The organism is Bradyrhizobium sp. SPXBL-02 (genome assembly GCF_051853065.1).
In the GTDB taxonomy this organism is placed as follows: domain Bacteria; phylum Pseudomonadota; class Alphaproteobacteria; order Rhizobiales; family Xanthobacteraceae; genus Bradyrhizobium.
In genome coordinates this window covers 154,663-169,762 of sequence record NZ_CP182474.1, presented here as the reverse complement: position 1 = coordinate 169,762, position 15,100 = coordinate 154,663, and the positions used below count along the sequence as shown (strand labels likewise).

The window sequence follows — 15,100 nt, the reverse complement described above, 5'->3', positions numbered from 1 at the left end:
TCCGGGCGCGCGTGGCGCGAACTACGGTGCGCAATTGCGCACCAGAGAATCCAGAGGTTTGGGATCGAGATTCCGGGCTCACGCTTCGCGTGCCCCGGAACGACGGGAGCGAACTACGTGCCCGCAGTGAAGAACGAGGCGAGCCGGGTCGTGATGTTCTCGGCGATCTCGTTGGCGGCGCGATCCTCGGCATCGCGTACGGCGCGGGTGCGCGAGAAGCGCTGATAGGAGCCGGGCATGTCATAGGACACGCGCGAGAACGTCGAGCCGTTCATCACCGACCGGCCGGTCACGACGTCGATCAGATTGTACTGGGCGTCGATGCCGAGATTTTCGCTGGTCGGCAGTCCGGTCATGGAGCTGACGATCAGCGAGGAGCGGCTGGTGGTGAAGCGGATGTCGAGCCGGTGGGTCGGCGGCATGCCCGTCGCGGTGCCGTAAAGCTTGAAGGCCAGCGCGTTGCGGATCTCGACGCCGACGCGGGCCTCGCGGGAGGCATTGGACTTGTTGATCGGGGGCAGCTCGACCCCCATCAGCTTCTCGCGCAGGCCTGGGGTGCCGTCGCTGCGCTCGGCATACATCGGCTGGAAGCAGCCGGCCGTCAGCGCCGCCAGCGCGGCGACTGCCAGCAAGCGGGCTGCGATACGGATCCTAGCCGACAACATTCACGATCCTCTTGGGGACGATGATCACCTTGCGGACGGGCTTGCCGTCCAGGGCCAGCTTTACCGCATCGAGGGCCAAAACGGCAGCCTCGATTTCCGGATTTTGGGCCGCTGTTGCAACTGTGACCTCACCCCGCTTCTTGCCGTTGACCTGGACCACCAGGGTCACGCTGTCTTCAACCAGCAAATCGCGTTCGATTTGGGGCCAATCGGCCTCCGAAACCAGCCCCTTTCGGCCAAGACCATTCTTGAAAAGCACCTGCCAGCACTCCTCGGCCAGATGCGGCATCATCGGCGAGAACAGCTGGACCAGGATCTGGCTGGCCTCCTGGATCGCCCAGGCGAGATCAGGGGCGGGCTGGCCGGGCCGCTGGAGCACCTCCGAGAATGCATTGGTGAATTCGCGGATATGGGCCAGGCAAACGTTGAAATGCAACCGCTCGATGCCGGTGGTGACCTTGTCCAGCGCGCCGTGGGCGGCCTTGCGCAAAGCGGTGGCGTCCGGGCCGAAGCTGGCCGGCCGGGCCGCGGGCGCCGCCTTGCCGAGTTCGACGGCATCGTTCACCAGCCGCCACAGCCGCTGCACGAAGCGCGAGGCGCCCTGGACGCGCTCGTCGCTCCAGATCACGTCGCGGTCGGGCGGGGAGTCCGACAGCATGAACCAGCGGGCGACGTCGGCGCCGTAGGTCTCGATGATGTCGTCGGGGTCGACCGTGTTCTTCTTCGACTTGGACATCTTCTCGATCGGGCCGATCGCGATGTCTTCGCCCGTCGTCAGCAGCGTGGCGCGCCGTCCGTTGCCGCCGACCTCGACCTTCACCTCGGCCGGCTGCACATAGGTGCCGTCGGCCTTCTGGTAGGTCTCGTGCACCACCATGCCTTGCGTGAACATCCCGGCGAACGGCTCGTCCAGCGCGATGTGCCCCGTCGCCTTCATCGCGCGGGTGAAGAAGCGGCTGTAGAGCAGATGCAGGATCGCGTGCTCGACGCCGCCGATATATTGGTCGACCGGCAGCATCCGGTTGGCGACATCCGGCGTCGTCGGCGAAGCCTCGTTCCAGGGATCGGTGAAGCGCGCGAAGTACCAGGACGAATCCACGAAGGTGTCCATGGTGTCGGTTTCGCGTTGGGCCTTGCCTCCGCATTGCGGGCAGGTGACGTGCTTCCAGGTCGGATGATGATCGAGCGCGTTGCCCGGTCTGTCGAAGGTCGCATCGTCGGGCAGCTTCACGGGCAGGTCGGCATCCGGCACCGGCACCACGTCGCACTTCGGACAGTGAATGATCGGAATCGGGCAGCCCCAATAGCGCTGGCGTGAAATGCCCCAGTCGCGCAGGCGGAAATTGACCTGACGCTCGCCGACCGGCGCGTTGCCGCGCAGCTCCGTCTCGAGACGCTTCGCCACCTCTTCCTTCGCCTGCTCGATGGTCATGCCGTCGAGGAAGCGCGAATTGATCATGCGGCCGTCACCGTCATAGGCGGTGTCGGTGATGACGAAGCTCTTCGGGTCCTGGCCTTCCGGGCATACGACGGGCGTGTTGCCGAGATTGTACTTGTTGACGAAGTCGAGGTCGCGCTGGTCGTGCGCGGGGCAGCCGAAGATGGCGCCGGTGCCGTATTCCATCAGCACGAAGTTGGCGACATAGACCGGCAGCTTCCAGGAGGGATCGAACGGGTGCACCGCGCGGATGCCGGTATCAAAACCCTGCTTCTCCGCGGTGTCGATGATCTCCTGCGCGGTGCCGATCTTCTTGATCTCGGCGATGAACTCGGCAAGCTTCGGGTTCTTGGCCGCTGCTGCCTGCGCCAGCGGATGATCCGCCGAGATCGCCATGAACTTGGCGCCGAACAGCGTGTCGGGGCGCGTCGTGAAGATCTTCAGCTCGCTCTCGCCCGCCGGCGTCGTTGCCGCATCCAGCGCGAAGCGGATCAGGAGGCCCTCCGAGCGGCCGATCCAGTTGCGCTGCATCAGCCGCACCTTGTCGGGCCAGCGGTCCAGCCCGTCGAGCGCCGACAGCAGCTCCTGCGAGTACTTCGTGATCTTGAAGACCCACTGGTTCATCTCGCGCTGCTCGACCACGGCGCCCGAACGCCAGCCGCGGCCGTCGATCACCTGCTCGTTGGCGAGCACGGTCATGTCGACGGGATCCCAGTTCACCTTGCGCTTCTCGCGCTCGGCAAGGCCGGCGCGCAGGAAGTCCAGAAACATCTTCTGCTGGTGCTTGTAATAGGAGGGATCGCAGGTCGCGATCTCCCTGGACCAGTCCAGCGACAGCCCGATCGAGCGGAGCTGCTTCTTCATCGCGGCGATGTTGTCGTAGGTCCAGGCCTTCGGCGCCACCTTGCGCTCGATCGCGGCGTTCTCGGCCGGCAGGCCGAAAGCGTCCCAACCCATCGGGTGCAGCACGTTGAACCCCTTGGCGCGCATGAAGCGGGCCAGCACGTCGCCGAGCGTGTAGTTCCGGACATGGCCGATATGGATGCGCCCGGACGGGTAGGGGAACATCTCGAGCACGTAATATTTCGGCCGCGGATCGTCGTTCTTGGAGACGAAGATCGCCTGCTCGTCCCAGAGGCGTTGCCAGCGCGGTTCGGCATCGCGGGCGTTATAGCGTTCGGAGGTCATGGAATCGTTGGGTTTTCGTGGGTTCGGCCGTCAAGACGGCGGACTAGGCCATAGAAGACCTCGGGGGGTCAATGGGTTGCCGCGTTTTGGAACTTTGACCACGCCTCCGCATAACTACGAGGGCCCGCGTTGGGGTGTGATTAAGGGGTCAATGCCAATTTGCGGCTCGACAAGGCCGCGTACCGCAAATGGATTCCAGCTTCGACGATCCCGATTACGACTATGCCGCGTCCATTGCTGGGCGGGCGATGCGGAGCATGGCCGAACAGCGGGTTGCGCCGACCCCGGCCAATTTTGCGGTCTGGTACCAATATTTCGCAGGCGGCCACGACGATCTGCGCAACGCAATCGATCTCCTGATCGATCACAATCGCCCGTTCGACGCCCAAACCAATCAGGATCTGTTCGAGACCTACGTCGCGCCCCAGGTGAGTGCCGTCGTGGTCGACACGTCCGAGCGGCTGCAGGCGCTGATGGGGACGGCGAAGGAGTTTCTGGCGACAGCGATCGCTGACAATCATTCGCAGATGCAGGTCATCAGCCAGGTGGCCGACCAGGGCAAGGCCGGCGTCGATCCAAAGCTGCTGGTCGCCCAGCTCATGAACGAGCTGGCGCGGGCCGCCACGCGGGCGACGCGGCTGGAGGCAGGCTTTGCGGAAAAGACCCGCGAGCTCGACGTGATCCGCGATTCGCTGTCGCGATCCGAGCAGCGCGCCCGGACCGACACGCTGACGGGGCTGGCGAACCGGCGGGCGCTCGATGAATTCCTGCGCAAGGCGCAGACGACGGCGGAATGGGGCGAGCCGCTCAGCGTGCTGCTGCTCGACATCGATCACTTCAAGTCCTTCAACGACAATTTCGGCCACGGTGTCGGCGACCAGGTGCTGCGCCTGATGGCCAAGGTGCTGCGCGAGAAGGTTCGCGCGCAGGATCTGCCGGCCCGCTATGGCGGCGAGGAGCTGATCGCGGTGCTGCCGGACGCCGATCTGGCCGCCTGCGCCGAGATCGCCGAACGCATCAGGCGCGCAATCGCCGAAGCCACCATCACGCGTCGTTCGACCGGCGAGATCCTGCCCGGCATCAGCGTGTCGATCGGCGTGGCGCAATACCGGGTCGGCGAGACGATCGCGGATCTGATCGAGCGTTGCGACCGCGCGCTCTATCTCGCCAAGGGCGGCGGTCGTAATCGTGTGGTGACGGAGAGCGAGCTCGAGCGGGCCGGGGCTGCGGGGTAAAGCACGATCAGGACAAGTGCGAAGCGGTTTTCCGGAAGGATCATGCGTAGACAACAAAAGGCGCGATGAATCTCGCCGCGATTTTTAGGCGCTCGCCACCATCATCATGCCGGCCGCGCTGGTCTCGATCGCCTGCACGCCGTGCTCGACGACGTTGTTGCGGCCGCGGTGCTTGGCGGCGTAGAGCGCGGCGTCGGCGGCTTCGATCAGGTCGCCTGGGCGCAGGGTCTCGTTCGGCTTGGTCGCAGCGACGCCGATCGAGACGGTGACGATCATGTGGTGCGAGGTGATGTGCGGCAGACAGAGCCTCAGCACGGCCGAACGCACCTGCTCGCCGATCTCGACGGCGCGCGTCACGTCGGTGTTCGGCAGCAGCAGGCAGAACTCCTCGCCGCCGTAACGGGCCGCGAAGCCCATCGTGTCGGCGGCGATGCCGGACAGCGATTCGCCGAGCCGCGTCAGGCAGGAATCGCCTTCGAGATGGCCGTAGGTGTCGTTGAACAGCTTGAAATGGTCGACGTCGATCATCAGAAGCGCGAGCTCGCTGCCATATTGCTGCGCGCGCATCCATTCGAAATCCAGCCGGCTCTGGAAACCGCGGCGATTGGCGAGGCCGGACAGCATGTCGATCGAAGCCATCACCGTCAGGCGGTCGTTGCTTGCGATCAGCTCGCGCTCGCGCTGGCTCAGCTGCGCGGCCATCGCGTTGAACGCGCGGGCCAGCGGCACGAACTCGGCGGGCAGGCGATTGCGCGCGGCGCGGGCCGAGAGATCGCCCTCGCCGAGACGCTTGGCCATGTCGGCGAGCATCTCGATTGGCTTGATCACGAGCTTTTCGGCGGCGATCAGCGCGCCGAGCAGGACGAACATGAGCACGAAGGCGAGCTGCAGATAGGCGGTGCGGATGTCGCGGCTGACCGCTGCGGACACCTTGTCCTCGTCGATGCTGGCGATCAGACGGGCATTGGTGCCGGCGATGCGGATATAGCTGACCGCGCGGCGGGAGCCGTCGGCGGCGAGGAAGGACAGCGAACCCTCATCCTGATCGGAGCGCAGCGCCTTGTCGGCGATCGCGGACATCAGCGGCATGTGGTCGAGCGGACGGCCGACCGCGCTGTGCTGATCGGCCGGCGCCGCCAGCACGGTGCCCGCGCTGTCGACCAGCACCGCGGTGATGCCGGCGCGACCGCCCAGATTGTTCATGACCTTCGACATCCAGTCGAGATTGACGGTGGCGAGCACGACGGCATCGGCCACACCGCTGAAGGCGGACACCGGATAAACCGCCATCACCGTCGGCGTGGGCACCGGCCGCGACATGATGAAGTCGCTCAGCACGAAGCGGCCGGTTTCCTGGGCCTGCTGGAAGTACGGCCGGTCGCTGAGATCGAGGCCGACATACATGTTGTTGGTGGCGCATTGGATGCGGCCGTCCTGGCCGGCGATCAGAAGCGTGCGGATCCAGGGGAGGCTCGACGGCAGGCTCGCCCGCAGCACGTCGCAGCTCTTGGTGATTCCGCCGGCGGAGGCGCGGATGAAGGCCTCCGATTTCAGGATGGTCTCGACCGACGAGATCACCTCGCGCTGTGCATCGGCGCTGTGCCTTGCCACAATGGTGAATTCAGCCGCAGCCTGCGCGATCTGCCGCGCGCGCGTGTCTTCGAGGGACCGGATGCGCTCGATCATCAGGGGCGTCACGAGAATCACCGCGAGCAACGCAAGCCGCGCCCGGATTCCGAGAACCTGCTTGAGTTTCGCGCGCTTGCGGTTGAGACTGACGCTTGCCATTTTCGCTACCCACCCCGCGGGCTAAGGTAAAGCGAAGGGTTCAAAAACTGTTTCTTGAACTCGGTAAAATTGGACCTAACGCGGGTTCGGTCACAGCCAAGAGACGTCATGACAGAAGCCAACGCCGCGCCGGTAACCGGCGATTCACCAAATGCGCTCGCCACAGTCGAAGCCGAAATTGCACGCGCCTGCAGGGACGCGCAGCGTGACCGCGCCTCGGTCACGCTGATCGCCGTGTCCAAGACTTTCGCGGCGGACGCAATTACTCCGGTTATCGCCGCCGGACAGCGCGTATTTGGCGAGAATCGGGTGCAGGAAGCCAAAGCCAAGTGGCCGGCATTAACGTCTGCTTACCCCGGTATCGCGCTGCATCTGATCGGGCCGCTGCAATCCAACAAGGCGAAAGAGGCGGTCGCGCTGTTCGACGCCATCCATTCGGTCGACCGTCCGAGCATTTGCCAAGCGTTAGCCAAGGAAATCGAATCCCAGAACAAGCACCCGCAGCTGTTCGTCCAGATCAACACCGGCGAGGAGCCGCAGAAGGCCGGCGTTGCGCCTGGCGAGGCCGATGCCTTCATTGCGAGCTGCCGCGACACCTACGGGCTGACGATCTCCGGGTTGATGTGCATCCCGCCGGTCGACGAGCCCCCTGCCGCGCACTTTGCGCTCACCGCCAAGATCGCCGCGCGCAATGGCTTGACGAATCTCTCGATGGGCATGAGCGCCGATTTCGCGACCGCGATCATGTTGGGCGCCACCCATGTGCGCGTCGGGAGCGCGATCTTCGGGCATCGGTGATAGCCGTAAGCCGGGTCAGGGAGCCATACACGTCCTCGATTTCGTCATTGCGAGCGAAGCGACTTGTCCGCCGAAGCCTTGGCGAAGGCGGAAGCAATCCAGAGTCCCTCCGCAGAAAGATTCTGGATTGCTTCGTCGCAAGGGCTCCTCGCAATGACGGCGGCGTGCCTCACCCGATGATGATCTTTGTTCGCGGGCCCAGGCGCCGCAGCAATTGCAGCATCGCGGATTTCGTCATGGAAACGCAGCCGGCGGTCGGGCCGAAATTGTCGCGGGCGAGGTGCAGGAACACCGCGCTGCCGCGGCCGGCGATGCGGGGGCGCGTGTTGTGGTCGATCTCGATGATGAAGTCGTAGAGATGATCGCCGCGCTCGAGGCGGTCGCCGCCCTGCCCCTCGCCGAGCCGGATGCTCTGGTTGTAATGGCGATCCCGCGGATCCTCGCACCAGGCGTCCTCGCCGGTGATGATCCGGGCCGGCAGGAATGTCCGGGGACGGCTGTGCCGGTCGCCCCGCCACCACAATTGCCTGGGCCGGAAGCTGCCTCTGGGGGTGCCGCCATCGCCCTCGCGCTTGTTGGCGAGGATGCCGCCTCGCCCCAGCGCAACCGGAATGGTCAGCGCTCCCATCGTCAGCCAACCCCGCCGCGGATTACCGGCAGCAGGCTTAACGCGGATCGCCGACAGCGGACCGGCGCTTCGATTCCTGGTGTAACCGACTGAAGCTGCTTTATTTTTCATGTGAACGCGCAATGTCGAATTCATTACAGGACATTCATCAAAACGGCCTGCTATTCTGAGTTAGAGTGCTTCTGGCTTGTGAATCGGTAACAGCCCACTACTTCAACACGAACAACAATAATAACGGCGACCTTAAACTTCCCTCGCGGCTGGGTGCGGCATGGATGCGCGCCGAGCCGGACCCTAAAAGGATGACCCCCCATGGCCAATGCCCGCAAGATCCTGATCGTGGATGACGATACCGATCTGCGCGATACGTTGGTGGAGCAATTATCGCTACACGAAGAATTCGAGGCCTCCGCCGTCGATACCGGCGCCAAGGGCGCCAGCGCCGCGAAGGCCAACTCCCCCGATCTGGTCCTGATGGATGTCGGCCTGCCCGACACCGATGGCCGCGAGGTCGTCCGCTCCCTGCGCAAGGGCGGCTTCAAGGCCCCGATCATCATGCTGACCGGGCACGACACCGATTCCGACACGATCTTGGGCCTGGAATCCGGCGCCAACGACTATGTGGCAAAGCCCTTCCGCTTCGCCGTGCTGCTGGCCCGCATCCGCGCCCAGCTCCGCCAGCACGAAGCCAGCGAGGACGCGGTGTTCTCGGTTGGCCCCTACTCCTTCCGTCCCGGCTCGAAGATGCTGACCGCGGCCAATGCCCGCAAGGTGCGGCTCACCGAGAAGGAAACCGCCATCCTCCGCTTCCTCTATCGGGCCGGCCAGATGCCGGTGTCGCGCGAGACCCTGCTCCAGGAGGTCTGGGGCTACAATTCCGGCGTCACCACCCACACGCTGGAAACCCACATCTACCGCCTGCGCCAGAAGATCGAGAAGGACGCGGCCAACCCGGAGATCCTGGTCACGGAAGCCGGTGGCTACAAGCTGGTGCCGTGATACGCTTCGACGGCCTGCGAATCGTTTTAGATCGCATGCCTTCGAGCCTCGGACCTGAATGTCAATCGACGATGATGTAGCGCTTCTCGAGCGTGTCCCGACACTGCGCCTGTTGGGAGACGCCTCGTTGCGCATGCTGGCGATCGGCTCCGAGCAGCGTGACTTCGTACGCGGCGACGTGCTGTTCAATCTCGGCGACGACGCCGATGCCGGTTTCGTGGTCCAGCGCGGCGCCTTCCGGGTCGAGGACGGCGCCGGCGCCGAAATGATCGCCGGCCCCGGTGCGCTGATCGGCGAGCTCGCGCTGGTGGTGCCGATGAAGCGGCCGTCGAGCGCGATCGCGCTGGAGCATTCCTCCGTCATCCGCGTCGCACGCAGCCTGTTCCAGCGCGTGCTCGAAAGCGATCCCGCCGCGGCGGTGCGCCTGCGCGACGAATTCGCGGTGCGCTCCAGCCAGATCGCGAGCGATATCCTGATGGCGGGTGCGAAGCTGACGAGCTGAGCTCTCTCCGCTCGTCATTCCGGGGCGCGACGAAGTCGCGAGCCCGGAATCCATTCATCCACCGTCTGTGTTGCAAGATGGATTCCGGGCTCGCGCTGCGCGCGCCCCGGAATGACAGGCGGGGCTAAACCTCCAGCGTCACCGTCACGGGGACATGGTCCGACGGACGCTCCCAGCTGCGGGCATCGCGCAGAATCCTGAAATCCTGCACCGCGTCCTTCAGCGCGCGCGAGACCCAGATATGGTCGAGCCTGCGGCCGCGATCGCCGACGGTCCAGTCGGCGGAGCGATAGCTCCACCACGTATAGACCTTCTCCGACATCGGAATGCGATCGCGCGCGACGTCGATCCATTCGCCGGCTTCGAGCGCCGCCTTCAGCTTCTCGGTTTCGATGGGCGTGTGCGAGACGACTTTCAGCAGCTGCTTGTGCGACCACACGTCGTTCTCGTGCGGGGCGACGTTGAGATCGCCGACCAGGATGTGGCGATCCTCACCGCGCGGATGCAGCGGCTCGCACGCCTTCAACTCGTCGAGGAAGCGGAGCTTGTGATCGAACTTCTCGTTCACAAGGGGATCGGGAACGTCGCCGCCCGCGGGCACGTAGAAATTATGCAGCACCAGCGGTCTTGCGATGCCCGCCTTGTCGCCGAACGACACCGAGATGTGGCGCGAATCCACCTTGTCGCAGAAGGTGCGGATGTCCTTTGATTCGAACGGGATCTTCGAGACGATGGCGACGCCGTGATAGCCCTTCTGCCCGTTCAGCGCGACGTGCTCGTAGCCGAGCCGCTTGAAGCGCTTCAGCGGAAAGGCATCGTCGATGCACTTGGTCTCCTGCAGGCAGAGCACCTCCGGCCGCGCGCTCTTGAGAAACTTCGCGACCAAATCGATGCGCAGCCGCACCGAATTGATGTTCCAGGTTGTCAGGGAAAGACGCATGGGGAATGCGTCTTAGCATGGATCGGCTTGGGCGAAATGCTTGTCCACAGGGACGGTGCCGTAGGGTGGGCAAAGCGAAAGCGTGCCCACCATATCTACCCCAAGGAGGAAAGGTCGTGGGCACGGCGCTTCGCGCCTTTGCCCACCCTACGGCAGCGGAGCGCTCAACCCGGCGACGGCGTGCTGTAATTGGTGAAATCGATCTTGAACATGTTGGGGTCGAGCCTCTTGCTCGAATCCAGATTGTAGACCGCGATCGTGGTGTCGTAGCCCTGCGGATCGGTGACGGTCCACTGCTTGAGCTGGCCGTCCTTGGCGCCGAACATCAGCAGGAGGCGGCTGGTGCCGACCAGGGCCTGCTTCTCCTCGATGGTGACGCTGACGAAGACGTCGTCCGCCGAGACGTTGACGACGTTGGTGTCCTTCATCAAGTCGATGCGATCGGAGAGCAGGAAACGCAGCGGCGTCTGCGACAGCGGATAGACGTCCTGGGTCGCGAGCTTGCGGTCGCGCACCACGAGCGAGGATCCGTCGGCGACGATGTCGATCGGGCTCGGCGCGTCATATTCGAAGCGCACCTTGCCGGGTTTCTGGATGTAGAAATCGCCCTGCGTCTTGCTGCCGTCGGGGCCGACCTGGACAAAATTCCCGACCAATGTCTGCAGCGACGACAGATAGGCGCTGACCTTGGCCGCCTGCGCCTTCTGGTTGGCGTCGAACGTCTGGAAGATGCTGCTCGGCACGTTGCGCCGCGGATCCGGGATCACCGGATTGGGCGGCGCCTGCGTCGCGCCGGTGACGGCCGGCCCGCCGGCGGACGCGCCACCGTCACGCCCCTTCGGCGCGGGTTTCGGCACCGGCACGGTCTGCGCGAACGACGCGGCGGTCACCATCGCGGCGGTGACGAGAAGCACGCCGGCCATGCGCGCGCTTCGTGCGGCGATGGTGGCAGTGAATCGAATGTCCGGATGTCTGATCAACGCGTCGTCCTGTATGGCTGGGCGCCCTTTTACCGTGATTTCGGGCAAAAGCAGATATCGAATTTGCGTGAAATGATGTTCAGAGGCTCCTCGCCTCACATATGGCTGTCTTCTTCCTCGACCAGAATCTCGCGCTTGCCGGCATGGTTGGCGGGACCGACGATGCCCTCCAGTTCCATGCGCTCCATCAACGATGCGGCGCGGTTATAGCCGATCTGCAGACGACGCTGGATGTAGCTGGTCGAGGCCTTGCGGTCGCGCTTGACGATCGCAACCGCCTGCTGGAAGAGATCGCCGCCGCCATCGCCGCCCATGCCGGTGGCGTCGAACACGGCACCGTCCTCGTCCTCGGTCGGCTCTTCGGCGGTGACGGCTTCGAGATATTCCGGCTGTCCCTGCGTCTTGAGGTGACGCACCACCTTCTCGACCTCCTCGTCGGAGGCGAAAGGTCCGTGCACGCGGCTGATCCGGCCACCGCCCGCCATGTAGAGCATGTCGCCCTGGCCGAGCAGCTGCTCGGCGCCCATCTCGCCCAGAATGGTGCGGCTGTCGATCTTGGACGTGACCTGGAAGGCGATGCGGGTCGGGAAGTTCGCCTTGATGGTGCCGGTGATGACGTCGACCGACGGACGCTGCGTCGCCAGGATCACGTGCAGGCCTGCGGCGCGTGCCATCTGCGCGAGACGCTGCACCGCGCCTTCGATGTCCTTGCCGGCGACCATCATCAGGTCGGCCATTTCGTCGACGATGATGACGATGTAGGGCAGCGGGTCGAGCGAGAGCTTCTCTTCCTCGTAGATCGCCTTGCCGGTTTCTTTGTCGAAGCCGGTGTGCACGGTCCGCGTCGGCTCCTCGCCCTTGGCCTTCAATTCGAGCAGGCGCGTGTTGTAGCCGTCAATGTTGCGCACACCGAGCTTGGCCATGTTCTTGTAGCGCTCCTCCATCTCGCGCACGGCCCATTTCAGCGCGACCACCGCCTTCTTCGGGTCGGTCACGACAGGCGTGAGCAGATGGGGAATGCCGTCATAGACGGAGAGCTCGAGCATCTTCGGATCGACCATGATCAGGCGGCACTGATCGGGGCGCAGCCTGTAGACGAGGCTGAGGATCATGGTGTTGATCGCGACCGACTTGCCCGAACCGGTGGTGCCGGCGATCAGCATATGCGGCGTGCGCGCGAGGTCGATGATGACAGGGTCGCCGCCGATGGTCTTGCCGAGGCAGAGCGGCAGCTTTGCCACCGTATCGGTCGCCTCCTTCGCCACCAGCAATTCGCGCAGGTAAACCTTTTCGCGATGCGCGTTCGGCAATTCGATGCCGATGGCGTTGCGGCCGGGCACGACCGCGACGCGCGCCGAGAGCGCGCTCATCGAGCGGGCGATGTCGTCGGCAAGGCCGATCACGCGCGAGGACTTGATGCCGGGCGCCGGTTCCAGCTCGTACAGCGTGACAACAGGGCCGGGATTGGCCTTCACGATCTCGCCGCGCACGCCGAAATCCTGCAATACGCCTTCGAGCGAACGGGAATTGTTCTCCAGCTCGGCTTTGCTGAGCGGCTGGCGATCGCCGGCCTTTGGCGCGGCCAGCATGGAGACGGAGGGAAGATCGAACTTGTCGGAGGATTTCTTGGAAGCGGCCTTCGGCGCAGCCTTCTTCTTTGTTGCGCGCGCGGCGGGCTCCTCCTCTTCCTCCTCCTCGTCTTCCACGTCCTCTTCGTGCTCGTCCTCGTCGTCCTCGTCGTGAGACTGCGGCGAGATAGACGGCGCTGAGCGGCCGCCGCCGAGATTGGGCTCCTGGCGGCTGAAGGCGACAGCCTTGGTCTTCGGACCGCTCGAGACCAGCGAGCGATAGGCAGCGCCTAGCAGCCAGATCAGCCGCGCCTTGGTGCTCATCAGCGCATGGAATAGCCAGCCCAGCGAGACCGAGCCGCGATCGCTCTCCTCGTCTTGGTCGAGCGGCTTGTCGTCTTCCTCGATCTCCGCGAGCTCGTCGTCATGCTCGCGTGCGCCGAGGCCGCAGGCGATCAGGAAAGTCGCGGTCATCGCGGCGAACAGGATCGTGCCCAGCACGATGCGATAGATCATGCCGGCCGGCCCGAAGATCACCGCAGGCGCGCGCACCAGGGCATCGCCGACCACGCCGCCGAGGCCGGTCGGCAGCGGCCAGGCGCCGCCGTGCTGAAAGCAACTGACGAAGCCTGCCGCGATCACCGTGCAGAGAACCCAGGAGCCGAGCCGCAACGCCTCTCGATCGAACGGGCGATGCGTCATCATGCGCCAGCCCCAGACCGCAACGGTCAGCACCAGCATGATCGCGCCGAGCCCCAGGATCTGCATCGCGAGATCGGCGCCGATCGCACCGGCATAGCCGAGGATGTTGCGGATCGGCCGCGAGGTCGCGTGGCTGAGGCTGGGATCCTGCACCGACCACGTCATCAGCGCCGCGGCGGCGACGCCCGCCAGCGCGATCAGGCCGAGGCCGGTGAGCTCGCGCACGCGCCGCGCCAGCCCCTCGCGGATCGAGGGCGGCAGATGGCCGACCAGAGGAATGACACGTTCGATTGCCGACATGCTCACGGGCCCCGCCTAACCCAGAGTCTCGACCAGCCGGTGCAGCGCCTGCGCCGTGGTCTCGCCGTCCTGCACCAGCGCAAGGCGGATATAGCCTGCGCCGGGATTGAATCCGTCAGGCTGCCGTCGCGCCAGGAAGCTGCCGGGCACCACGCGCACGCCGGCTTCCCTGAACAGCTTGAGCGTCACCGACACGTCGTCGCCGATCTCGGAGGTGTTGAGCCAGACGCAGAAGCCGGCATCGGGCCGGCGATAGCCGTAACGATTGCCGATGATCTGGTCGGCGAGATCGAACTTGATCCGGTACAGCCGCCGATTCTCCTCGACATGCGCCTCGTCGCCATAGGCGACAGTCGCGACATGCTGGAGCGGCACCGGCACCTGGGGTGCTGCGATGTTGCGCAGCTCGAGGAACATGCCGATGAATTTCTTGTCGCCGGCGGCGAAGCCGACGCGCAGGCCCGGCAGGTTGGAGCGCTTGGACAGCGACTGGAATGCAACCACGCGCGTGAAGTCGGGACCGGCGCATTCCAGTGCGCTGCCGGGAGCCTCGCGGGTGTAGATCTCGGAATAGCACTCGTCGCTGAGGATCACGAAGCCATAGCGGTCGGCGAGCTGCTTCAAGCGCTTGAAATAATCGGGCTTCGCGACCGAGCCCTGCGGATTGGCGGGCGAAGCCAGGTAGAACGCCACCGTGCGCGCCAGCGTCGCTTCGTCGATGGCGTCGAGATCGGGCAGGAAGCCGTTCTCGACGGTCGTCGGCAGATGGATCGGCTCGCAAGCGGCCGCAAGAGCGCCTGCGCCGTAGACCGGATAGAACGGGTTCGGCATCAGGATCGCGGGCTTGCCCGGACGCGGGCCGACATAGCGGGCGGCCGCGATCGCGGCGAGGAACAGCCCCTCGCGGCTGCCATTGAGGACGAGAATCTCGGTTTTGGGGTCGAGCGACCGCGGCAGCTTGAAGCGCGATGACAGCCAGGCGCCGGCGGCGTTGCGGAACGGCTCGGTGCCCTGGTTCATCGGGTAACGGCCGAAATCGGCGATGTGCTTGGCCAGCACCGGCCCGACGAAATCGGGCACGGGATGCTGGGGCTCGCCGACCGCAAGCGAAATCAAAGGCTTGCCCGGCTGGTGCGGGGCCAAGAGCTCATTCAGCCGGACGAAGGGCGAGCGTTCGGAATCGGAGCTTCCACTGGCCTGCGGCGCACGGGATGAAGCGGTCATGACCATTCTGGGCGCCAGTACTCTTGGAACGGCCGGTCGCACCAAGGCGCCGGCGGGAAGCGGTTCAGTTCACCATAGATAGGGCGAGGTTAAGACGCGATTAACCATCGGCCGCCGCCCGCGTCCAGAGCGGGAATAATCGGGC

12 protein-coding genes are annotated in these 15,100 nt (G+C 64.9%); 4 read left to right on the top strand and 8 right to left on the bottom strand.

Translation table 11 applies throughout. The features are described 5' to 3' along the window. Positions 1-113: 113 nt before the first annotated feature. Positions 114-665, bottom strand: a complete 552-nt coding sequence (gene lptE, locus ACNJYD_RS00780; RefSeq protein WP_439365075.1) for an LPS assembly lipoprotein LptE — start codon at positions 663-665, stop codon at positions 114-116. Next, positions 652-3,291 (bottom strand): leucine--tRNA ligase, encoded by a 2,640-nt coding sequence (gene leuS, locus ACNJYD_RS00775; protein WP_439365074.1) that lies wholly within the window; start codon positions 3,289-3,291, stop codon positions 652-654. The genes lptE and leuS overlap by 14 nt, the downstream gene beginning before the upstream one ends. Before the next feature lie 188 nt (positions 3,292-3,479). On the opposite strand from leuS, the gene ACNJYD_RS00770 reads away from it, so the two are divergent. Further along, on the top strand, positions 3,480-4,526 hold the full coding sequence (locus ACNJYD_RS00770; protein ID WP_172787834.1) for a GGDEF domain-containing protein: 1,047 nt from the start codon (positions 3,480-3,482) through the stop codon (positions 4,524-4,526). An 84-nt stretch (positions 4,527-4,610) separates the two neighbouring features. On the opposite strand, the gene ACNJYD_RS00765 is transcribed toward ACNJYD_RS00770, so the two are convergent. Beyond that, positions 4,611-6,314 (bottom strand): diguanylate cyclase domain-containing protein, encoded by a 1,704-nt coding sequence (locus ACNJYD_RS00765; RefSeq protein WP_439365073.1) that lies wholly within the window; start codon positions 6,312-6,314, stop codon positions 4,611-4,613. A gap of 108 nt (positions 6,315-6,422) precedes the next feature. Here ACNJYD_RS00765 and ACNJYD_RS00760 point away from each other — a divergent pair, with 108 nt between their 5' ends. Continuing rightward, positions 6,423-7,112 (top strand): YggS family pyridoxal phosphate-dependent enzyme, encoded by a 690-nt coding sequence (locus ACNJYD_RS00760; protein ID WP_212257859.1) that lies wholly within the window; start codon positions 6,423-6,425, stop codon positions 7,110-7,112. Positions 7,113-7,281: 169 nt separating this feature from the next. Here the strand turns inward: ACNJYD_RS00760 and ACNJYD_RS00755 are convergent, their stop codons facing one another. Next, complete coding sequence (locus ACNJYD_RS00755; RefSeq protein WP_439365072.1) at positions 7,282-7,851, bottom strand: L,D-transpeptidase family protein; 570 nt, start codon at positions 7,849-7,851, stop codon at positions 7,282-7,284. Positions 7,852-8,052: 201 nt separating this feature from the next. Here ACNJYD_RS00755 and ACNJYD_RS00750 point away from each other — a divergent pair, with 201 nt between their 5' ends. Continuing rightward, positions 8,053-8,739 (top strand): response regulator transcription factor, encoded by a 687-nt coding sequence (locus ACNJYD_RS00750; RefSeq protein ID WP_008142830.1) that lies wholly within the window; start codon positions 8,053-8,055, stop codon positions 8,737-8,739. A 58-nt stretch (positions 8,740-8,797) separates the two neighbouring features. Further along, on the top strand, positions 8,798-9,241 hold the full coding sequence (locus ACNJYD_RS00745) for a cyclic nucleotide-binding domain-containing protein (protein ID WP_018646009.1): 444 nt from the start codon (positions 8,798-8,800) through the stop codon (positions 9,239-9,241). 124 nt (positions 9,242-9,365) lie between these two features. On the opposite strand, the gene xth is transcribed toward ACNJYD_RS00745, so the two are convergent. The 4 genes from xth to ACNJYD_RS00725 form a co-directional block, all read right to left on the bottom strand. Next, positions 9,366-10,181 (bottom strand): exodeoxyribonuclease III, encoded by an 816-nt coding sequence (xth, locus tag ACNJYD_RS00740; protein WP_439365071.1) that lies wholly within the window; start codon positions 10,179-10,181, stop codon positions 9,366-9,368. Between the two features lie 164 nt (positions 10,182-10,345). Then, entirely contained in the window at positions 10,346-11,104 is a 759-nt protein-coding gene (locus ACNJYD_RS00735; RefSeq protein WP_172787899.1) for an outer membrane lipoprotein carrier protein LolA, read from the bottom strand. A gap of 152 nt (positions 11,105-11,256) precedes the next feature. Next, positions 11,257-13,737: a DNA translocase FtsK gene (locus ACNJYD_RS00730; RefSeq protein ID WP_439365070.1), complete on the bottom strand. Its 2,481-nt coding sequence runs from the start codon at positions 13,735-13,737 to the stop codon at positions 11,257-11,259. 9 nt (positions 13,738-13,746) lie between these two features. Continuing rightward, positions 13,747-14,961 carry an aminotransferase class I/II-fold pyridoxal phosphate-dependent enzyme gene (locus ACNJYD_RS00725; RefSeq protein ID WP_212257863.1) on the bottom strand — a complete coding sequence of 405 codons (1,215 nt, stop codon included), beginning with the start codon at positions 14,959-14,961 and terminating at the stop codon, positions 13,747-13,749. Between the last annotated feature and the right edge of the window lie 139 nt (positions 14,962-15,100).